At 71.0% G+C, this 19,893-nt stretch carries 20 protein-coding genes and 1 tRNA gene; 13 read left to right on the top strand and 8 right to left on the bottom strand.

Annotated features, from left to right (window positions below; genetic code table 11):
- Nucleotides 1-37 precede the first annotated feature (37 nt).
- The 6 genes from NR112_RS20560 to pstB all read left to right on the top strand — a co-directional run bounded on the left by NR112_RS20560 (nt 38) and on the right by pstB (nt 7,682).
- Nucleotides 38-2,374: an RNA degradosome polyphosphate kinase gene (locus NR112_RS20560; RefSeq protein ID WP_256796150.1), complete on the top strand. Its 2,337-nt coding sequence runs from the start codon at nt 38-40 to the stop codon at nt 2,372-2,374.
- Between the two features lie 74 nt (nt 2,375-2,448).
- Nucleotides 2,449-3,396, top strand: coding sequence for an NUDIX hydrolase (locus NR112_RS20555; protein ID WP_256796149.1), 948 nt, complete (start codon nt 2,449-2,451; stop codon nt 3,394-3,396).
- Nucleotides 3,397-3,666: 270 nt separating this feature from the next.
- Nucleotides 3,667-4,803 (top strand): phosphate ABC transporter substrate-binding protein PstS, encoded by a 1,137-nt coding sequence (gene pstS / locus NR112_RS20550; RefSeq protein WP_256796148.1) that lies wholly within the window; start codon nt 3,667-3,669, stop codon nt 4,801-4,803.
- A gap of 112 nt (nt 4,804-4,915) precedes the next feature.
- Entirely contained in the window at nt 4,916-5,923 is a 1,008-nt protein-coding gene (gene pstC / locus NR112_RS20545) for a phosphate ABC transporter permease subunit PstC (RefSeq protein WP_256796147.1), read from the top strand.
- Nucleotides 5,920-6,885 carry a phosphate ABC transporter permease PstA gene (gene pstA, locus NR112_RS20540; RefSeq protein WP_256796146.1) on the top strand — a complete coding sequence of 322 codons (966 nt, stop codon included), beginning with the start codon at nt 5,920-5,922 and terminating at the stop codon, nt 6,883-6,885. Before pstC ends, pstA begins: the two co-directional genes overlap by 4 nt.
- Before the next feature lie 20 nt (nt 6,886-6,905).
- A complete protein-coding gene (gene pstB, locus NR112_RS20535) occupies nt 6,906-7,682 on the top strand; it encodes a phosphate ABC transporter ATP-binding protein PstB (protein ID WP_020145738.1) in 777 nt (258 codons plus the stop codon).
- Between the two features lie 131 nt (nt 7,683-7,813).
- On the opposite strand, the gene NR112_RS20530 is transcribed toward pstB, so the two are convergent.
- The 4 genes from NR112_RS20530 to NR112_RS20515 form a co-directional block, all read right to left on the bottom strand.
- Nucleotides 7,814-8,818: an inorganic phosphate transporter gene (locus NR112_RS20530; RefSeq protein ID WP_056771687.1), complete on the bottom strand. Its 1,005-nt coding sequence runs from the start codon at nt 8,816-8,818 to the stop codon at nt 7,814-7,816.
- A gap of 7 nt (nt 8,819-8,825) precedes the next feature.
- Nucleotides 8,826-9,446 carry a DUF47 family protein gene (locus NR112_RS20525; protein WP_256796145.1) on the bottom strand — a complete coding sequence of 207 codons (621 nt, stop codon included), beginning with the start codon at nt 9,444-9,446 and terminating at the stop codon, nt 8,826-8,828.
- A gap of 171 nt (nt 9,447-9,617) precedes the next feature.
- The gene (locus tag NR112_RS20520; RefSeq protein ID WP_256796144.1) at nt 9,618-9,818 is read right to left on the bottom strand and encodes a hypothetical protein; all 201 of its coding nucleotides are present in this window, start codon (nt 9,816-9,818) and stop codon (nt 9,618-9,620) included.
- A 259-nt stretch (nt 9,819-10,077) separates the two neighbouring features.
- Nucleotides 10,078-10,689, bottom strand: a complete 612-nt coding sequence (locus NR112_RS20515; RefSeq protein WP_256796143.1) for a hypothetical protein — start codon at nt 10,687-10,689, stop codon at nt 10,078-10,080.
- A 428-nt stretch (nt 10,690-11,117) separates the two neighbouring features.
- Between NR112_RS20515 and NR112_RS20510 the strand changes: the two genes are divergently transcribed.
- The 3 genes from NR112_RS20510 (at nt 11,118) to NR112_RS20500 (ending at nt 13,033) form a co-directional block, all read left to right on the top strand.
- Nucleotides 11,118-11,432, top strand: coding sequence for a hypothetical protein (locus NR112_RS20510; RefSeq protein ID WP_256796142.1), 315 nt, complete (start codon nt 11,118-11,120; stop codon nt 11,430-11,432).
- A gap of 124 nt (nt 11,433-11,556) precedes the next feature.
- Nucleotides 11,557-12,345 (top strand): sigma-70 family RNA polymerase sigma factor, encoded by a 789-nt coding sequence (locus NR112_RS20505; protein ID WP_256796141.1) that lies wholly within the window; start codon nt 11,557-11,559, stop codon nt 12,343-12,345.
- 94 nt (nt 12,346-12,439) lie between these two features.
- Nucleotides 12,440-13,033: a DUF664 domain-containing protein gene (locus NR112_RS20500; RefSeq protein ID WP_256796140.1), complete on the top strand. Its 594-nt coding sequence runs from the start codon at nt 12,440-12,442 to the stop codon at nt 13,031-13,033.
- A 60-nt stretch (nt 13,034-13,093) separates the two neighbouring features.
- On the opposite strand, the gene NR112_RS20495 is transcribed toward NR112_RS20500, so the two are convergent.
- Nucleotides 13,094-13,615, bottom strand: coding sequence for a YbhB/YbcL family Raf kinase inhibitor-like protein (locus NR112_RS20495; RefSeq protein ID WP_256796139.1), 522 nt, complete (start codon nt 13,613-13,615; stop codon nt 13,094-13,096).
- 155 nt (nt 13,616-13,770) lie between these two features.
- On the opposite strand from NR112_RS20495, the gene NR112_RS20490 reads away from it, so the two are divergent.
- The 4 genes from NR112_RS20490 (at nt 13,771) to NR112_RS20475 (ending at nt 16,918) form a co-directional block, all read left to right on the top strand.
- Nucleotides 13,771-14,709, top strand: a complete 939-nt coding sequence (locus NR112_RS20490; RefSeq protein ID WP_256796138.1) for an LPXTG cell wall anchor domain-containing protein — start codon at nt 13,771-13,773, stop codon at nt 14,707-14,709.
- A 118-nt stretch (nt 14,710-14,827) separates the two neighbouring features.
- The gene (locus tag NR112_RS20485; RefSeq protein ID WP_256796137.1) at nt 14,828-15,454 is read left to right on the top strand and encodes a hypothetical protein; all 627 of its coding nucleotides are present in this window, start codon (nt 14,828-14,830) and stop codon (nt 15,452-15,454) included.
- 124 nt (nt 15,455-15,578) lie between these two features.
- Nucleotides 15,579-15,651 (top strand) — tRNA-Lys (locus NR112_RS20480).
- Between the two features lie 73 nt (nt 15,652-15,724).
- Nucleotides 15,725-16,918 (top strand): thiolase family protein, encoded by a 1,194-nt coding sequence (locus NR112_RS20475; protein ID WP_256796136.1) that lies wholly within the window; start codon nt 15,725-15,727, stop codon nt 16,916-16,918.
- Nucleotides 16,919-17,125: 207 nt separating this feature from the next.
- On the opposite strand, the gene NR112_RS20470 is transcribed toward NR112_RS20475, so the two are convergent.
- Genes NR112_RS20470 through NR112_RS20460 form a run of 3 tightly spaced genes read right to left on the bottom strand, consistent with a single transcriptional unit; the run spans nt 17,126 to nt 19,886 of the window.
- Nucleotides 17,126-17,869 (bottom strand): SDR family oxidoreductase, encoded by a 744-nt coding sequence (locus tag NR112_RS20470; protein WP_256796135.1) that lies wholly within the window; start codon nt 17,867-17,869, stop codon nt 17,126-17,128.
- A complete protein-coding gene (locus tag NR112_RS20465; RefSeq protein ID WP_256796134.1) occupies nt 17,866-19,107 on the bottom strand; it encodes an exo-alpha-sialidase in 1,242 nt (413 codons plus the stop codon). Before NR112_RS20465 ends, NR112_RS20470 begins: the two co-directional genes overlap by 4 nt.
- On the bottom strand, nt 19,104-19,886 hold the full coding sequence (locus tag NR112_RS20460; RefSeq protein WP_256796133.1) for an HpcH/HpaI aldolase/citrate lyase family protein: 783 nt from the start codon (nt 19,884-19,886) through the stop codon (nt 19,104-19,106). Before NR112_RS20460 ends, NR112_RS20465 begins: the two co-directional genes overlap by 4 nt.
- Nucleotides 19,887-19,893: the final 7 nt, after the last annotated feature.

Here is a 19,893-nt window from a genome sequence, read left to right as displayed (position 1 = left end):
TCACCCCCACGTCGCCTTTCGGTGCCACGATGGTCGCATGAGCACCGGCAGCCTCACCTCCACCGACCTGGACGAGCAGGACGTCGCCTCGGCGGAAGCCCGCGTCGCGAGATCGGCCGACGCCGCCACCGACAGCGCGAGCGAGTCGGCGAGCGAGTCGGCCGAGGTCAGCTCGTTCACGAGCACCGTCCCCAACCGCCGCATCCCGGCCCGCGCCCCCAACGGCCGGTTCGTCGGCGCGGGAGCGCAGGGCGACGACGAGGACGACCTGCCGGCAGATCGCTACCTCGAGCGCGAGCTGTCCTGGCTGCAGTTCAACGAGCGGGTGCTCCAGCTCGCCATGGACCCCGCGGTGCCCCTTCTCGAGCGCACCCGCTTCCTCGCGATCTTCGCCAACAACCTCGACGAGTACTTCATGGTCCGCGTCGCGGGCCTCAAGCGCCGCATCGCCACCGGGCTGGCCGTGCGCACCGCCGCCGGGCTCGAACCGCGCGAGCTCATCGAGCGCATCGCCCGGCTCGCGCACGAGCTGATGCAGCAGCACGCCGGCGTCTTCCAGCACGACGTGCGTCCGTCCCTCGAGGAGCAGGGCATTTTCGTCGTGCGCTGGGACGACCTCGACGAGGACGACCGTGAGCCCCTCCACTACTTCTTCGCCGAGCGCGTCTTCCCCGTCCTCACGCCGCTCGCCGTCGACCCGGCGCACCCGTTCCCCTACATCTCCGGCTTGTCGCTCAACCTCGCGGTGCTGCTCCAGAACCCCAAGACGGGCAGCGAGCACTTCGCCCGCGTCAAGGTGCCGCCGAGCCTGCCGCGCTTCATCCTCGTCGAGGAGGACCTCGACGCCGAGGTGGCGCGCAAGCGCTTCGTGCCGCTCGAGGACGTCATCGCGAGCCACCTCGACCAGCTGTTCCCCGGGATGCTCGTGCAGGAGCACTTCAGCTTCCGCGTCACGCGCAACGAGGACCTCGAGGTCGAGGAGGACGACGCCGAGAACCTCCTCACCGCCCTCGAGAAGGAGCTGACCCGGCGTCGCTTCGGTCCGCCCATCCGGCTCGAGGTCGAGGACGACATCGACCCCAAGGTCCTCGACATGCTCGCCCGCGAGCTGCAGATCAGCGACCGTGAGATCTACCGCCTGCCGACGCCGCTCGACCTGCGCGGCCTCTTCACCGTCGCCGACGTCGACCGCAGCGACCTCGAGTTCCCCAAGTTCTTCCCGCGCACCCACCCGGACTTCGCGCCGACCGAGAGCGCCAAGGCGATCGACCTGCTCACCGCCGTGCGCCAGAAGGACGTGCTCGTCCAGCACCCCTACAACTCGTTCTCGACGTCGGTCCAGGCCTTCATCGAGCAGGCCGCGAACGACCCGAAGGTCCTCGCGATCAAGCAGACGCTCTACCGCACCTCAGGTGACTCCCCGATCATCGACGCCCTCATCGACGCCGCCGAGGCCGGCAAGCAGGTCCTCGCGGTCGTCGAGATCAAGGCCCGCTTCGACGAGGTCAACAACATCTCGTGGGCCCGTCAGCTCGAGCAGGCCGGTGTCCACGTCGTCTACGGCGTCGTCGGCCTCAAGACCCACGCGAAGCTGTGCCTCGTCGTGCGCCAGGAGTCCGAGGGGCTCGTGCGCTACTGCCACATCGGCACCGGCAACTACAACCCGAAGACGGCCCGCGTCTACGAGGACTTCGGCCTCTTCACCACCGACCCGCAGGTCGGCGAGGACATGTCGCGCCTCTTCAACCTCCTCTCGGGCTTCGCGCCCCGGAGCAAGTTCAAGCGACTCCTCGTCGCGCCCAGGTCGGTGCGCTCGGGCCTCATCGACCTCGTCGACGAGGAGATCGAGCTGCACCAGTCGCGCCGCGACGGCGCGCCGGACGGCCGGATCGTCATCAAGGCCAACTCGATCGTCGACGAGGCACTCATCGACGCGCTCTACCGGGCGAGCATCGCCGGGGTCCGCGTCGACATCTGGGTGCGCGGCATCTGCGCGCTGCGTCCCGGCGTCGAGGGCCTGTCCGAGAACATCCGGGTGCGCTCCATCCTCGGCCGCTTCCTCGAGCACTCGCGGGTCTTCTGGTTCGACCACGGGGGCGACCCTCAGGTCTACATCGGCAGCGCCGACATGATGCACCGCAACCTCGACCGCCGCGTCGAGGCGCTCGTGCGCATCATCGAGCCGAGTCACGTCGTCGAGCTCGCCGACCTCATCGACCTCGCCTTCGCCGAGACCACCTCGCGCTGGGACCTCGGCTCCGACGGCCGCTGGGTGCGCCACCACCTGTCTGAGGCCGGCGAGCCGCTCGACGACCTCCAGGAGAGGCTCATCGAGCGCCACGACAAGCGCCGGCGCAAGGCCCGCCGGCGCTGACCCGCACGACCGGTTCACGGGCGGGTTGGGCGCTCGGGGCGCCCAGCGCCCCGGCATCAGGCAGACTGTCGCGCGTGGCCTCAGTGATCCCCGCCGCCGGCACGCTGCCCTGGCGGCGTCGCGACGGACGCCTCGAGGTCGCCCTCGTGCATCGCCCGAAGTACGACGACTGGTCCTGGGCCAAGGGCAAGCTCGACCCCGGCGAGCATCCCTGCGTCGCCGCGGCCCGCGAGACCCTCGAGGAGACCGGACTCGTCGTGCGCCTCGGGGTCCCGCTGCCCTCGGCCGAGTACCCCGTCCTCGACCCGACCGGTGGCCCGGCCACGAAGCAGGTGCACTACTGGTCGGCCCGCGTCACCGGCGGGACCGGCGTGCTCGAGCACGAGATCGACGAGGTCGCCTGGGTCGACGTGCGCACGGCACACGACCGGCTCGACTACGCCCGCGACCGTGAGCAGCTGCTCGCCCTCGTGCGCGCCGAGCGGGCCGACGAGCTGCGCACGTGGCCCCTCGTGTTCGTCCGGCACGCCAAGGCCACGCCGAGGAGCAAGTGGCAGGGCGACGACCGGCGACGACCGCTCGACGCCGTGGGGCGCGCCCAGGCGGACACCGTCGCCGCCGTGCTCGGGGCCTATGGCGTCACCCGTGTCGTCTCGTCGTCGTCCGCGCGCTGCGTCTCGACCGTCGAGCCGTATGCCGCCGAGCGAGGACTCCGCCTCCGCACCCGGGACGTCCTGTCGGAGGAGGGCTTCGAGGAGAGTCCTGTCGGGGCCGTCGCCCAGGTCCAGCGCCTGCTCGAGCGCGGTGACCCGGCCGCCCTCTGCAGCCACGGGCCCGTGCTGCCGACCCTCCTTCGCCTGCTGCACACCCGGGTCGCGCACTCCCCGGAGCGCGTGGGCGTCGCGGAGCTGCTGCACGGCGCGGCGGACGAGGCCATGCACAAGGGCGAGGTGCTCGTCTGCCACCTCGTCGGACGAGGAGAGGACGCTCGCGTCGTCGACGTCGAGCGCATCGACACCTGACGCGTGGGGCAGACGCTCCGGGCCCCCCTCCGCCCCCCTTTCGGCCCTTTCGGGCCTGCCGAATCCTTCATCGTCGGTCGGCTCGGGCCGCCCCGCATCTCGAGCCGGCACCCCACCCCAAGACGTCGCCCCGCGTTCACCCTGCGTTAACCGCACGTGGACGACTCGTCATCCAGGCCACCTATGTTCGCCGTGGATCAATGTCCAGCACCGTCGCTCGGATCTGACCGAACGACCACCAGGTACACCCCATCGAGAGGGATCACACTCGTGTCTGTTTCGCGTATCAGCGCTCTCGGCGCCATCGCCCTGTCCGGCGCTCTTGCGCTCTCGGCCTGCGCGTCCGAGAACACCGGCGCCACTCCCGGTGCCGGCTCGACCGCCGCCGGCTCGACCGCAGCCGGCTCGACCGCCGCCGGCGACTGCTTCAGCGGCGACCTCAAGGCCGAGGGCTCCTCGGCCCAGAAGAACGCCATCGACGAGGCCATCAAGGCCTACCAGACGGCCTGCGCCGACGCCAACATCGACTACCAGCCCACCGGCTCCGGTGCCGGCATCAAGCAGTTCATCGCCAAGCAGGTCGACTTCGCCGGGTCCGACTCGGCGCTCAAGACCGAGCCCAAGGACGGCAAGATCGAGGCCGACGACGCCAAGGCCGCCTGTGGCACCGAGGCATGGAACCTGCCCATGGTCACCGGCCCCATCGCGATCGCCTACAACGTCAAGGGCGTCGACAAGCTCGTGCTCAACGCCGAGGTGGCCGCGAAGATCTTCGACGGCAAGATCACGACCTGGAACGACCCGGCCATCGCCGCGCTCAACAAGGGCGTCACGCTTCCCGCGACGCCGATCAAGGTCTTCTTCCGCTCCGACGAGTCGGGCACGACCGAGAACTTCACGAAGTACCTCAAGGCCGCCGCTCCCGACGCCTGGTCCTACGAGACCGGCAAGAAGTGGACCGGCAAGGGCGAGGGCAAGGAGAAGTCGGCCGGTGTCGCCACGGCGACGAAGGGCCAGGACGGCGGCATCACGTACGTCGAGCTCTCCTACGCCCAGCAGAACCAGCTCCCCATGGCCCAGATCGACACGGGCTCCGGGCCGGTCGAGCTGACCGCCGAGTCGGCCGGCAAGACGATCGCCACGGCCAAGCAGACCGGCATGGGCAACAACCTCGCACTCAAGATCGACTACGCCACGAAGGAGGCCGGGGCCTACCCGATCGTCCTCGTGACCTACGAGATCGTCTGCTCGAAGTACGCCGACGCCGAGACGGGCAAGAAGGTCAAGAGCTTCCTCAAGACCTTCGCCTCGGACGAGGTCCAGAAGGGCCTCGAGGCCAAGGGCTACGCGCCGCTGCCGACCGAGGTGGCGACCAAGGTCCAGGCCGCGGTCGACGCGATCTCCTGAACCGCCTGACCCTGCCGGAGCGATCCGGCAGGGTCGTCCACGCAGGGGTGGGCGCCACACTCGGCGCCCGCCCCTGTGCCAGTACCACGCAACCGAAGGAAGAGGCCCCCACGTGTCGACAGTGACGGGTGTGTCCGCCGCGGACCAGACTCCCGGGCCCGACGGGCGCCGACCCCTGCAGGCCGACACGGCCTCCACGGGTCGCATGGGTGACCGGCTCTTCGGCGGAGCCGCCACCGTCTCCGGCGTCCTCGTCATCGTGCTCGTGACCCTCATCGCGATCTTCCTCATCGTCCAGGCCGTGCCGGCGCTGATGGACAACTCGGCGAACTTCTTCACGAGCCGCGTCTGGGCGCCGGGTGGTGAGCAGCCCGCCTTCGGCATCCTCGAGTTCCTCTGGACGACGGTGACCGCATCGACGATCGCGATGGTGCTCTCGGTCCCGGTCGGCGTCGCGGTCGCCCTCTTCCTGACGCAGTACGCGCCGTCGTGGATGCGTCGGCCCGCAGCGGGCCTCGTCGACCTGCTGGCCGCCGTGCCCTCGATCGTCTACGGCCTCTGGGGTCTCATCGCCTTCGCTCCCGTGTTCAAGCCGGTGCAGTCGTTCATCCAGGACAAGCTCGGCTGGTTCCCGCTCTTCGCGCCGACCGGCATCAGCGGCGGGACGATCTGCTTCATCGGCGTCGTCCTCGCGATCATGGTCCTGCCCATCGTCACGGCGCTCTCGCGCGAGGTCTTCGACCAGACGCCCACGGCCCACAAGGAGGGCGCTCTCGCGCTGGGCGCGACCCAGTGGGAGATGATCCGCACGGCCGTGCTGCCCTTCGGCCGACCCGGTGTCATCTCCGCCTCGATGCTTGCCCTGGGCCGAGCCCTCGGCGAGACGATCGCCGTCACGTTCCTCGTCTCGGCCCTCGCCGACGGCAACCCGTGGTCGTGGTCGCTCTTCAACGGCGGCGAGACCTTCGCGTCGAAGATCGCGAACAACGCCTCGGAGTTCAGCAACCCGAACAAGACCGGCGCCTACATCGCCGCCGGGCTCGTCCTCTTCGTGCTGACCTTCGTCGTCAACAGCATCGCCCGCGTGGTCATCGAGCGCAGGAAGGCCTTCACCGAATGAGCACCGCCACCGACCGCCGCGCGCCCGACGACAAGGTCGTCCCCGGCGAGACGTCGACGCCACCGGGCGGCCGTTCGGGCCGCGACGCCCTGTCCGAGATGAGCAACCCCCACCGGGCTCGCGCCGTCAAGGACGTCGTCGCCAAGGTCGTCATGTGGGCTGCCTTCGTCCTCGCCGTGGTCCCTCTCGTGTGGATCCTCGGCACGGTCGTCGCCAAGGGCTTCCACATGCTCACGACGGCGACGTGGTGGACCGGCAACCAGCGCAACATCAACTCCGACGACTTCGGTGGTGGGGCGCGGCACGCGATCGAGGGCACCCTCCAGATGGTCGGCTTCACCGCCCTCATCGCGGTGCCCATCGGGATCCTCACCGCCGTCTACCTCGTCGAGTACGGCCGCGGGCACCTCGCCAGGACGATCAGCTTCACCGTGGACATCCTCTCGGGCGTCCCGTCGATCGTCGCAGCGCTGTTCATCTACGCGGTGTGGGTGACGGCCTTCGGCTTCAGCCGCTCGGGATTCGCCGCCGCGCTCGCGCTCGTGCTGCTCATGATCCCGGTCATCGTGCGCTCCACCGAGGAGATGCTCAAGCTCGTGCCCAACGAGCTGCGGGAGGCGGCGTACGCCCTCGGCGTGCCCAAGTGGGCCACGGTCGTCAAGATCGTGCTGCGGACGGCGTTCTCCGGCATCGTCACCGGAGTCCTTCTCGGCATCGCCCGCGTCATGGGTGAAACGGCGCCCCTGCTGATCCTCGCCCCGTACACGAAGAACTTCCAGCGCGACCTGTTCAACGGCAACTTCCCGACGCTGCCGATGATGATCAACCAGGACCGCGGCGACTTCGCGCTCGCCACCGCGGCCGAGCGGATGTGGGGCGCAGCCCTCACGCTCATCCTGCTCGTGCTCCTCCTCAACGTCATCGGCCGTGTCATTGCGCACTTCGGCGCCGTCAAGAAGTAAGAGAAAGCGATATCTGAACGATGGCAAAGCGAATCGACGTCACCGACCTCAACGTCTACTACGGCTCCTTCAAGGCCGTCGAGGGCGTCTCGATGACGGTCGAGCCCCGTTCCGTCACGGCCTTCATCGGGCCGTCCGGCTGCGGCAAGTCGACCTTCCTGCGCACGCTCAACCGCATGCACGAGGTGATCCCCGGCGGTCGCGTCGAGGGCAAGGTCATGCTCGACGACCAGGACCTCTACGCCAGCTCGATGGACCCCGTGACCGTGCGGCGCACGGTCGGCATGGTCTTCCAGCGGCCGAACCCCTTCCCGACGATGTCGATCTACGACAACGTCGCGGCTGGCCTGCGGCTCAACGGTGTCAAGAACAAGAAGACCCTCGACGGCATCGTCGAGCAGTCGCTCAAGGGAGCCAACCTCTGGACCGAGGTCAAGGACCGCCTGAGCAAGCCGGGTGCCGGCCTCTCCGGTGGCCAGCAGCAGCGTCTGTGCATCGCCCGGGCGATCGCCGTGCAGCCGCAGGTGCTCCTCATGGACGAGCCGTGCTCGGCGCTCGACCCGATCTCGACGCTCGCCATCGAGGACCTCGTCAACGAGCTGAAGAACGACTTCACCATCGTCATCGTCACGCACAACATGCAGCAGGCGGCGCGCGTGTCCGACCGGACGGCCTTCTTCAACCTCAAGGCCACCGGGGAGCCGGGTCGGCTCGTCGAGATCGACGACACGACGCGGATCTTCAACAACCCGACCGAGCAGGCCACGGAGGACTACATCTCCGGCCGCTTCGGCTGAGCCGCCGGACCACCGGCCCGCTTCCGCCGGACCCGTCCACGCACGACCGTGCCCAGCTGACCCTCGAGGTCGGTGGGCACGGTCGTATGCCGTGTGCGGGGTCGTGTGCCGTGGGCGCGGTCGCGCGGCGGTCAGCGGAAGATCGAGCTGGCGTACCAGGCGAGGACGGCGACGAGACCGGCGCCCGGGAAGGTGAGCACCCACGCGCCGACGATGTTGCCCGCCACGCTCCACCGCACGGCCGAGAGCCGCTTGGTCGCTCCGACGCCCATGATCGCCGAGGTGATCGTGTGCGTCGTCGAGATCGGGGCACCGAGCGCGAGACCCGCGACGTAGAGGATCGAGGCCGCCGTCGTCTCGGCCGCGAACCCCTGGGGCGGCGTGAGGTCGATGATGCGCCGCCCCAGCGTGCGCATGATGCGCCAGCCACCGGCATACGTGCCGGCGGAGATCACGAGGGCCGACAGCACGAGGACCCAGATCGGGACGGTCGTGCTGTTGTGGTAGCCGGAGATGTTGAGGGCGAGCAGCACGACACCCGCGGTCTTGGCGGCGTCCTGGAGGCCGTGGCCGAAGGCCATCGCGGCCGCGGACGCGGTCTGCGCCAGGCGGAAGCCGCGCGTGACCCGGCCCGGGTTGGCGTTGCGGAAGATCCAGAAGATCGCCGTCATGAAGAGGTAGCCGACGACGAGCCCGATGAGTGGTGAGGCGATCATCGGGATGATGACCTTCTCCCAGATGACGGCCCACTTCACGGCGACGCCGGCCACGAGCGCGGCGCCCGCGAGACCGCCGATGAGGGCGTGAGACGAGGACGATGGCAGGCCGAACCACCAGGTCAGCAGGTTCCAGCCGATGGCACCGATGAGGGCGGCCGCGACGAGCCAGAGCCCGTCGACGCCCTCGGGCTGCTCGATGATGCCCGAGCCGATGGTCGCCGCCACCTTGGAGCCGAAGAAGGCTCCGAAGAGGTTGGCGATGGCCGCCATGGCCAGCGCCACGCGAGGCGTCAGGGCCCGGGTCGAGACCGAGGTCGCGATCGCGTTGGCGGCGTCGTGGAAGCCGTTGGTGTAGTTGAAGCCCATGGCCAGTGCGATGACCGCAGCGACCCCGAGGACGGGGATGGTGGTGTCCATCAGCGGGTCAGGACTCCTTGACCGCGATGCCCTCGACCACGTGGGCGACCTTCTCGAACGCGTCGGCGGCGTCCTCGAAGCCGTCCACGATGGCCTTGACCTTGATCACGTTGATCGGGTCGGGCGTGTTGACGAAGAGAGCGGCCACCATCTTGCGGTGGAGGGAGTCGGCCTGGTTCTCGAGACGGTTGATCTCGATCCAGTAGCTCTTGAGGTCCTTCATCGAACGGAGGCGCGGCATCGCCTCTGCCGTCACCTCGGCCATCCGGGCCAGGATCTCGAACTGCTCCGCGAGGCCCTCGGGGATCTCACCCATGCGGTAGAGCACGATGAGGTCAGCGGTCTCCTCGATGTAGTCCATGCAGTCGTCGAGCGACGCGGCGAGGTTGTGGATGTCCTCGCGGTCGAAGGGCGTGATGAACGAGCTGTTGACCTTGTTGATGACCTCGTGCGTCGCGTCGTCGGCAGCGTGCTCGAGCTCCTTGAGCCGGTCGGCCACCGCCTGCCGCTGGGAGGGCTCGACCTCGAGGAACCGGGTCAGCTCCCGGGTCGCCTCGACGAGGAGTTGGGCGGAGGAGGTGAAGAGGGAGAAAAAGCTCGTGTCCTGGGGTGTGAGGCGAAAACCCACGGGGGCGCTCCGGTCGATCGAGGTCTGGTCCGGGGAAGATGCTACGGCGTAGAAGTCACTCCGGCGCAACCCGGCGTCGATCCGGCGTTCATCCGGACATGCCTGGCTGCTTCCGGGGCGACGAGCGGGGAGCATGCCGCAGCATCCGGTCGTGCGTGCGGACGGGAACGGTCACTCCGCCGGCGGCGTCGCCGGGGCGTCCGACGGGGTGCCGGAGCCGCCCTCCGCGATGCCGAGAAGCTCGTCGACCTCGTCGGGAGTGAAATGGCGCGGGCTTGAGGAGGCAGCCACCACGAGGTCGCTCACGAGCTCGATCTCGTCGGCGAGTGCGACATCGAGCAGGTCACCGGACCGCTCCTCCTCGGGCGTCATGGGTCCAATCTAGGCGGCTGCCTGGTGGTCGGTGGGCCGAAGGCCCGAACGAGATGGGACGTGGACCCCGTGCAAGGGGCCGACACCGAGCCTGCTGGCCGAAGAGGTTGCGTCGGGTCGGGAGCGCCTCTCGGCACTGGGCCGCTCGTAGCGGCTGAATTTGGGACCCGGGGCTACCACGACCCGACGCGCGTCAAGGATAAAGCCGCCCGAACGGATCACCAAAGATGCATCGGCGCAAGACCCGTCGGTCGCCTGGTCAGTCGAGCGCGTCCGCGCGCCACAGGCGAGCGCAGACGGTGAGATCCTCGGCCATGACGAGGACGTTCGCCGCCTGCTCGGCGGACTCGTCGCCCGAGGAGGTGTCGGCGCGGCCGGCCGAGACGACGCGGCAGAAGGCCGAGGCCCGCTCGAGGGCGACGGCGAGGTCACCCTCGAAGACGCCGCGCAGCACCTCGTCGATGACGCGCCCCATCTCCTGGGGTCCGGGCGGCTCGGCGGCACCGGCCACGGCGTGGTTGGGGCCGGTGAAACGGATGCCGGCGGCATACTCCCGGCTCGCCTCGTCGGGTGCCCGCTGCACCCACTCACGGAGCACGTAGAGGCGCCACAGGGCGCCCGGGAGGGAGCGGGCAGGGCGCTGGGACCACAGCTCGGCGAGCGTCGACAGACCGATGTCGTCGACGAGCGCGACGAGCTTCTGCGTCACGACCGGGTCGGACGCCGCGCGGCCGGCGTGGACGAGCGCCAGCGCCGTCTCGTGGGCGACGTGGATCTGCTCGGTGGGGTCGTAGGCAGGACCGTGCGCCTCGAGGGCCGCCTCGCTGAAGAAGGCGGGCCGCCGGTGGGCGCGGTGGTCGCTCTCACTCATTCCAGCAGGCTAACCCCCGGCACCCACGCCGCTGCGCTGGCACGCTGCGCTCGCGAGCTCACTCATGCCGCGCCTCGACCGGGTCACCGGCACGTTCTGGCGCACGACCGGACGCGGGCGCCCGTCCACGAGCGCCTCCGCGCCCACGTCGACGGCGAGGGCGTTGTCCGCACCGACCACGAGCTGCGGAGGTGGTCAGCCACTGCGGATCGCTTGCGCTACAGGCCTACCCCCGACAGACGCCGTCAGCCGGGGGTAGTCGTCGGCGCGGCCGACGGGGACGACGTGGAGGGTGCGCGGGCCGTGGATGCCCTCGACGCGGCTCAGCTCGGAGTCGCTCGTCCCCGTCGTCCGGGACACGGCGCAGGTGGACGATGAGTCGAGGCGTCCGTGCCACCCGGGTGCGGACCCCGACGGTGGAGGTCGTCATGAGCGTCAAGGTCGAGCTGTCGGAGCTGGGTGAGGCGATGGGGCGCCACGACTACGCGTTCCTCGTGTGTCTCGGCGAGGAGCGGCCGCACGTGCTCGGAGTGCGGCCCCGCCTCGACGGCGATCGTCTGCTCGTCGACCGCATCGGCTCGACGGCCACGCGCCTCGTCGACGAGCACCGCGGCGTCACGCTCGTCTTCCCGCCGCGGGAGGCCGGCGACCGGTCGCTCCTCGTCGACGGCACCGTCGTCGAGATCGGAGACGGAGAGCTCGTCGTGAGACCCGAAGGAGCCGTGCTCCACCGGCCGGCCTGAGGGTCGACCGGCCCGGTCCGAACCGACCGGCCTGTCCAGCCCTTGTGCAATGTTGAGACTTTGTCTAGGGTTCCTCTCGTCGGTCAAGAAGGCGCCGCCACCCACCTCCCTGGATGGAGCAGTCATGACCGACCCTTCGCGCGGTCCCCGCAAGGACGCCCGCACCCGTGAGCTCATCGCCACCGTCCGCACCTCGGACTCCGAGACCGAGAAGGCGCGGGCCCTCGAGACGGTGACCCGGCTGCACATGCCACTGGCCCGGTCCCTCGCCCACCGCTACGCCGGCAAGGGTCTCGACCGGGACGACCTCGAGCAGGTCGCGTTCCTCGCTCTGCTCAAGGCGATCCAGCGTTTCGACCTCTCCCAGGACACCGAGTTCGGCGCCTACGCGACACCCACCATCACCGGCGAGCTGCGCCGCCACTTCCGCGACCACGGCTGGCTCGTCCGCCCCCCGCGCGGCCTGCAGGAGCGACGCCAGCTCGTCACCGACGCCCGCACGCGCCTCGAGCAGACGCTCGGCCACGAGCCCACCCAGGACGACCTGGCCACGGCTCTCGAGCTGACCCTCGAGCAGGTCAAGGAGGCACAGGTCGCCTCGACGAACCTTCGACCGGCCTCGCTCGACGCCACCACGACGGAGGGTGGCCGACCGGTTCTCGACCTCGTCGACGCCCGTGCTGAGCACCACTCGGACCCGGGCCTCGACGACGGCATCGTGGTGCGGACGGCGCTCAAGCGGCTGCCCCCGCGCGAGCAGGAGATCGTCGAGCTGCGCTTCGCGCACGACATGACGCAGGCCGAGATCGCCCAGACGATGGGCCTCAGCGCCATGCAGGTGAGCCGACTGCTGCGGCGGGTCCTCGCCGAGCTCCGCGGCCACCTCGAGTCCGCGGAGCTCATGAGCGCCTGACGGACAGACACACTGCCGCAGACGCACCATCCGCCCGAGGACCGGCCTCCGACCTCGGACGCAGACCGTCCGGGACAGCTCCTACCGTCGTCCCATGAGCATCCAACAGACGACGAGTCCCACACCCTGGGAGCCACCGATCGCAGGCTCCGAGGCCGAGCAGCTCATCGGGTCCCTGGAGCGGCTGCGCGCCACCTTCCGCTGGAAGAGCGACGACCTCGACAGCACCGCGCTCCGGGCGCGCGTCGGAGCCTCGAGCCTGACGCTGGCCGGGCTCCTCAAGCACCTCGCGGCCTGCGAGGACTACGCGTTCACGCACAAGCTCCGCGGCGAACCGATCGGCGCCCCCTGGGACGCGACGGGCTGGGACGGCAGCAACGACTGGGAGTTCGAGTCGGCCGCAGGCGACTCCCCGGATGACCTCTACGACCTCTACGACGGGGCCGTGGAGCGGTCACGGCGCCGGCTGCGGGCAGTCCTCGACACGGGAGGCCTCGCCCAGTCCATCCACGCGTCCATGCCGGACGGACGGCACGCGAACCTGCGCCGGCTGCTGTGCGACCTGCTCGAGGAGTACGGCCGTCACACCGGCCACGCCGACCTCCTGCGCGAGGCCGTCGACGGGCGCACCGGCGAGGATCCCCCGGACGGCTGGACCCCGACCTCGGGTCACTTCACCTTCGCGTGACGTCAGCCGGGCCGCCCGGCGAGCGACCCGGCATACGCCATCGTCCGGCGCCGTCAGGCGTCAGTGCTGGTAGGTGCCGTGGATGACGGCGCGGGCGAGCGTCTTGAAGGCGAGGTTGAACGAGACGACGGCCGGCGACGCCGAGTCGTCGACGCCGAGCGTCCGCTCAGAGACGGCGTGGACGACGAAGAAGTAGCGGTGCGGCATGTCTCCCTCGGGCGGGGCCGCACCCATGAAACCCGACTCACCACCGTCATTGCGCACGTGGAAAGCCTTGCCCGGCAAGGCTGCCGAGGCCGCACCCGTGTCCAGGGAACTGACGTCGGCGGGCACGTCGACCAGCACCCAGTGCCAGAATCCCGACGGCGTCGGGGCATCGGGGTCGAAGCACGTCACGACGTAGCTCTGCGTCCCCTCGGGCGCACCGCTCCACGACAGCTGCGGGGACGTGTTGCCCTCGGCGGCCACCTGGTCGTCCTTGAGCGCCTCCCCGTCGGTGACGTCGGCGCTCGTCACCGTGAAGGAGGGCACCTGCGGCAGCAGGTCGTAGGGATTCGGGGCGACCGGTCGGTCCAGGCTCATGCGGTCCTCCTGCTCAGTCGTTGACGTCTGCACCATACCCACCGAGTCCGTATGCCGTCCCGGTCGCAGCGCGCGCCCCCGACCGCGGCGGGCTGCCGCCATCTCACCCCGCGCGGGTGACGCCCGTGCCCGGTGTCGTGCGCGGACAATCGGCCATGAGACGCATTCCTGCCCTGGTCGGCATGCTGGCCACCCTGGTCGTGGTCGCGGTCCTCGCCGCGTGCTCCGGCAACGGCTCGGTCACCTTGCCGACGACGCTGCCGAGCATCAGTCGCTCGGCCGTGCCGTCCGCGAGCGAGCCGGCAGCCAGCACACCGGCAGCCAGTACACCGGCGAGCAGCGAGCCCGCGGTCACGCTCCCGGAGCTGCCGACCCGGACCGTCCCGACCGAGACCCAGACCGTGACCCAGACGCAGACGCAGACGGAGACACGGACCCAGACCCAGACGCAGGTCCAGACGGAGACGAGGACCCAGACGGCCACGGTGACCCAGACCGAGACGGCCACGGTGACCGAGACTCCGTCGGAGAGCGAGTCCCCCACACCGACGCCGGCCCCGACCGAGGCCGCGCCGGCAGCGCCCACCTCGGAGCAGGGGACGACGTGGTGGCCGTGGCTGCTGCTGCTCGTGCTGCTCGGCGGCCTCGCTTGGTTCCTGATCCGCCGGCGCCAGGCACAGGCGGAGCTCCAGGCCTGGGACGACCGACTGGCCGCCGCGGAGAAGGAGGCGTCCTGGGTGGAGGACTCGCTCACGACGCAGGTCCTCGAGCGGCCGAGTGCCGCCGAGGCGCTGCCGATCTGGACGGCCGCGCAGCCCCGACTGCTGGAGATCGACGAGGCCTTCCACACCCTGGCCACCGAGGCGCCGGACGGACCCCGCGCCGAACGAGCCACCGACATCCGGGGGCTCCTGCGCGGCCTCGTGGAGTCCGTCGGAGCCGACCTCGCGACCGCCCCCACGGCCGACCCCGACCAGTTCCGGGCCCGTCGGGCCAACATCGACTCCGCCAGACGCGAGCTGCGGGCAACCCTCGGCCCCGTCGAGAGTCCGGCTGCCGCTGCGGACACCGGCGGACCCGACACCGGCGTCTGACGCCCCGGGCGGCGCAGCGACACTGGCAGCGGGTCGACTGGGCGTGGGCGTCCCTCGTCCGGGGCCATCCCTCGTTAGTCTGAAGGTCACGAAAAGTGACAAAGCAGACAGGGGTCCGATGCGCGAGCAGCGAGAAGCGCACAGCACCGAGGCGGTGCCTCGTGGGCCCACGCGCCGGATGACAGGGCCGGGGGCTCCGCCAGCCACGGGCCAGGCCGCGCCGCAGAGCGCGTCCGGCTTCCCGGTCTTTGCCGTGCGCGAGTGGGCTTCCCGCTACTACGAGCAGGAGCGGCTCGAACGGGACGCCGCCTGGGTGCGCCTCTCCTGGCCCTTCGCGGTCGCGCTCGTGCTCGCGGCTGCGGCTGCCGCCGTCGCGTGGCGCTGGCCGGTCGACGAGTCCGACCTCGGGCTCGGTCTCGTGGTCGTGCTGGCCGCCGCGGCCGTGGGCATGGCGATCGGCGGCCTGCTCCGGGTGAGGGCGATCCGCGCCCGGCGGGCCGTGGCCGCGGCGCGACCAGCCACCGTCGAGAGCCTCCCCGAGAGCGCACGCGCGGTCGTGCTCGACTCCCCGCGTCTGCGCTTCCGTCGGCCTGCCGACGGTCCGGGCTTCGCAGCCCTGCGTGACGACGTCGCTGCCGCCGCGCCCGTCGGGGAGTTCGCAGCCTCGGTGCTCGTGTGGTCCCTCGTGATGCGCGGCCACGTCGACGGCACCCTCGAGGACTGGGTGCGCGGGCGCCACACCTGACACCCGCACCCGACACGTGGGCCGGACGATCGCGCCTCGGCGGGTCGCGGGTTCGGCCGGGGTCGGGAGGTCGGGCATACTGACGGCGGGTTCGGAACGGTGCGGACGCGCCGAGTCGGACCACGGGCCTCTAGCTCAGTCGGTAGAGCATCGGACTTTTAATCCGCCGGTCGTCGGTTCGAGCCCGACGGGGCCCACGAGCGTGACGCCACGGCATGCGCCAGGCGTGCGCCTGCTGTGTGCCGTCCGCTCCGACAGGAGGTCACGACCGTGAACGACGCGTTCGTCTACGACGCCGTCCGCACCCCGTTCGGCCGCTTCGGGGGCGCTCTCGCCGCGATCCGGCCCGATGACCTCGGGGCGCTCGTCGTGCGCGCGGTCGTCGACCGGTCCCCCGGCCTCGCCGCCGACGCGGGTCTCGTCGAGGAGGTCGTCTTCGGCAACGCGAACGGCGCCGGCGAGGAGAACCGCAACGTCGCGCGGATGGCGACCCTGCTCGCCGGCCTGCCGACGAGCATCCCGGGCACGACGGTCAACCGCCTCTGCGGCTCGAGCCTCGACGCAGCGATCATCGCGTCGCGGCAGATCGAGACGGGCGACGCCGACGTCGTGCTCGTCGGCGGCGTCGAGTCCATGACGCGAGCGCCCTGGGTCATGCCGAAGACCGAGAAGCCCTATCCCGTGGGCAATCTCGAGCTCTCGTCGACGACGCTCGGCTGGCGTCTCGTCAACCCGAGGATGCCGTCGCAGTGGACGGTCTCGCTCGGTGAGGCCACCGAGCAGCTGCGCGAGCGGCACGGGGTGACCCGAGAGCGCCAGGACGAGTTCGCCGCGCGGTCGCACCGACTCGCGGACGCAGCGTGGACCGAGGGCTTCTACGACGACCTCGTCGTGCCGGTCCCCGGTGTCGAGCTCGCCCGCGACGAGTCGATCCGCGCCGACACGACGGCCGAGCGTCTCGCCGGCCTGCGCACGTCGTTCCGCACGGACGACGGCACCGTCACCGCCGGCAACGCCTCGCCGCTCAACGACGGCGCCTCCGCGGTGCTGCTCGGGAGTGCCCGCGCCCAGGAGCGCCTCGGGCTCGCCCCGATCGCGCGCATCGCGGGTCGCGGCGCAACCGCGCTCGACCCGCAGTACTTCGGCTTCGCGCCGGTCGAGGCCGCCGACCGAGCCCTCTCCCGAGCCGGCATCACGTGGTCCGACGTGTCGGTCGTCGAGCTCAACGAGGCCTTCGCCGCGCAGTCGCTCGCCTGCATCGACGCGTGTGACATCGACCCACACATCGTCAACCGGCACGGTGGGGCCATCGCCATCGGCCACCCCCTCGGAGCCTCGGGCGGCCGCATCCTCGGCACGCTGGCGCGCGACCTGCAGCGCTCCGGGGGTCGTTGGGGCGTCGCGTGCATCTGCATCGGCGTCGGTCAGGGCCTCGCCGTCGTCCTCGAGAACGTCACCGCCTGAGCCGACCGCCGTCCTGCCGGACCCTCCAGCGAGGCACAGCCACCCGGCATACGCCGCCTGCGGCGCCATCCGACGGACGCGCGCCGAGTGCGGCCTCTCCCCAGAAGCGCGCCCTCACGTCCGTGGTGCGGGTTGCATCGCGCACCCCTGCGGGGAACGCGCACCCGAGCTGAGACCGCGCACCTCCGACCGTCGCGTCGACGCGACTCAGGGCAGGGACGCGCCGCCGCACACGACGATGGTCTGACCGGTCACCATCGCGCCGGTCGGCTCGACCAGGAAGCGGGTCAGGGCGGCGACCTCCGACGGCTCGACGAGCCTGCCGAGGGGCGGCACGACGGGTGGCACCGACGCGCGGTTGGGATCGTCGAGCATCGCCGTGCGCGTCGGTCCCGGCGCGAGGACGTTGACGGTGATCCGTCGCGGCGCGAGCTCCGACGCCCACGCGCGGGCCATCGCGGCGAGCGCGGCCTTCGTGGCGGCGTACTGGCTCTTGCCGGGCACCCCCGTCATGGTGCGGCTGCCGACGAGGACGACGCGGCCGCCGTCGGCGAGGACGCCAACGAGCCCGCCGACGACGAGCTCGGCGCCGCGCACGTGCACGGCCCACATCCGCTCGCCCTGCTCGGGCCGGAGGTCGCCGACGCCGGCGGAGTACTGCAGACCGGCGGCGTGGACGATGGCGTCCACGCCGCCGGTCGCGGTCTCACGCACCGCGCGCACGGCCCCGTCGGCCGAGATCACGTCGGCCAGGTCGCACGGCACCCACGTGGCGGCGTCCGACAGCGCACCGCGTGAGCGGCTGAGCCCGAGGACGTGCCACCCGGCACCGACGAGGTCGTGGGCGATGGCGAGACCGATGCCCGAGCTGGTCCCCGTGACGACCGCGGTGCGTGTCGCACGCTCGTCAGGTGGGGCGGGGGCCGGCTCGGGCCGCGTCGGTGCCGTCACCGGGATGGGCTCCGGCGGAGGCGGTCGACGACGTCGGCGGGCAGGTGCACGTGCTTGATGGCCCGCCGGTGGTAGGTGTACGCGACGTGCAGGTCGCCGTCCGGGCCGGGCAGCACCGAGGGGTAGGACAGCTCGCGGTTGAGACCGTCGCGTGAGTTGTTGGACATGCAGTAGCCGTCGCCGGTCTCGAGGTCCACCTGCACGGGCCAGCTGTGGCCGTCGTCAGGGCTGAGGCCGAGCGTCATGGGCGCCCGCGGTGCACCCCAGAACGCCGTCCGTCGACCCGCTGCCTCGGCCGCCTCGGGCGACGGCTCCGCGACGACCGGACCGTCGAGACCGTCGACGACGCCCTCGTCGTCGATCTCGTCGTAGAGGGACACACGGCGTTCGGTGGCGTCGAGCGCCGAGCTCCGGTTGAAGACCAGCGCGACCTGGCCGTCCCCCGTGGCGACGGCCTGGATCGAGGAGTTGTTGTTGGGCAGCGCGGCCGGGGTCGGCTCGGCCCACCTCAGGCCGTCGTCGGTCGACGTCGTCTCCCAGATGTGGTCGGCCCAGCGGCTCCGGAAGCAGGCCCAGAGCGAACCGTCCTGTCGTGCAACGACGTTCATGTGCACGCAGCCGAGCGACCCCGGCACCGGCGCCTCGGTCCACGAGTCGCCGCCGTCGTCGCTCCACCACACGCTCGACGTGTCCTCGTTGCCGACCCACTTCTCGCCGGGCACGGTGACGCAGTTGAAGACGGGCAGCAGGATGCGGCCGCCAGCGGTCACCACGGGCGGCTGGCGCACGAAGACGCCACCGGCCCCCGTCGCGGGGAGCAGCACCGTCGGCGGCTCCCACGTGTCACCACCGTCGTGCGAGACCCGTCGCCGCACCTCGGACGTGTCCTGGTTGCCGGCGAGCTGAGCCGTGTAGAGCAGCCAGACGTCGCCGTCCGGGGCCGTGAAGAGGACCGGGTTCTGCTCCGACCGCGTCGGGTCGTCGCTGAGCGGCACGGGGGCGAGCCACGTGTCCGCACCGGCCGGCATACGACTGAGGTAGGCGGTGATGTCACTGACCCCCTCCTGGGTGCCGCCGAACCAGACGCACGCGAGGTCGCCGTTCGGCAGCCACGCGAGGTTGGCGGCGTGGCACTGCACCGTCGGGGTGGGGAGGTATGCCGTGTGCCCACCTCCGTCGCGCGGGCGCAGCACGCCGTCGGTCGGGAGCACCTGGGCGGAGGCCCCGGCGACGCTCACGACTCGCCCCGCGCCGCCTTGAGGTGGGCCGTCGCGGCCTGCTCGAGGTGGATGAGGTCGGACGAGACGGTGGCGAGGGTGAAGCCCTGGCCGAGGCGGTTGGCGGCGACCTCTCCGCTCGGCGTGTGAAAGCCTGCGGCGATGCCGGCAGCCTTGGCGGCGCGCAGGATCCGGTCGACCGCCTGCTCGAAGACGTCATCGACGGCCGGGTCGGTCGAGGTGGCACCACCGACGGCGAGACGGAGGTCGGACGGGCCGATGTAGAGCCCGTCGATGCCGGGGGTCGCGGCGATGGACTCGACGTTCTCGAGGCCCTGTGGCGTCTCGATCATGGCGAGGACGACGGTCGCGGCGTTGGAGTCAGCCGGGTTGGGGCCGACGCGCAGCTGTGAGCGCATCGGGCCGTACGAGCGGACGCCCTCGGGACCGTACTTCGCGTACGACACGGCGCGGGCGGCGTCCTCAGCGGTGTTGACGAGCGGCACGATGACGCCGGCGGCACCGGCGTCGAGCGCCTGCCCGATGAGGAAGGGGTCGTTGGCGCCGACCCGGACCATGCCGACGGACTCGCCCCCGGCGTCGATCGCCTGCATTCCGGACAGGATGCCCTTGTAGTCGAGCAGACCGTGCTGGGCGTCGAAGCAGACGTAGTCGTAGCCGAGACGGGCGAGCCGCTCCGTCGACACCGGGGAGTCGATGATGACCCAGTAGCCGAGGATCGTCTCGCGCGCCCGGACGCGGCGGGCGTAGTCGAGCACCCGCTCACGGCTGCGCTCCATCGCCGTG

Source organism: Terrabacter sp. Ter38, from assembly GCF_024519435.1.
Lineage (GTDB): Bacteria > Actinomycetota > Actinomycetes > Actinomycetales > Dermatophilaceae > Terrabacter.
This window is presented reverse-complemented; position numbering and strand designations above follow the sequence as displayed.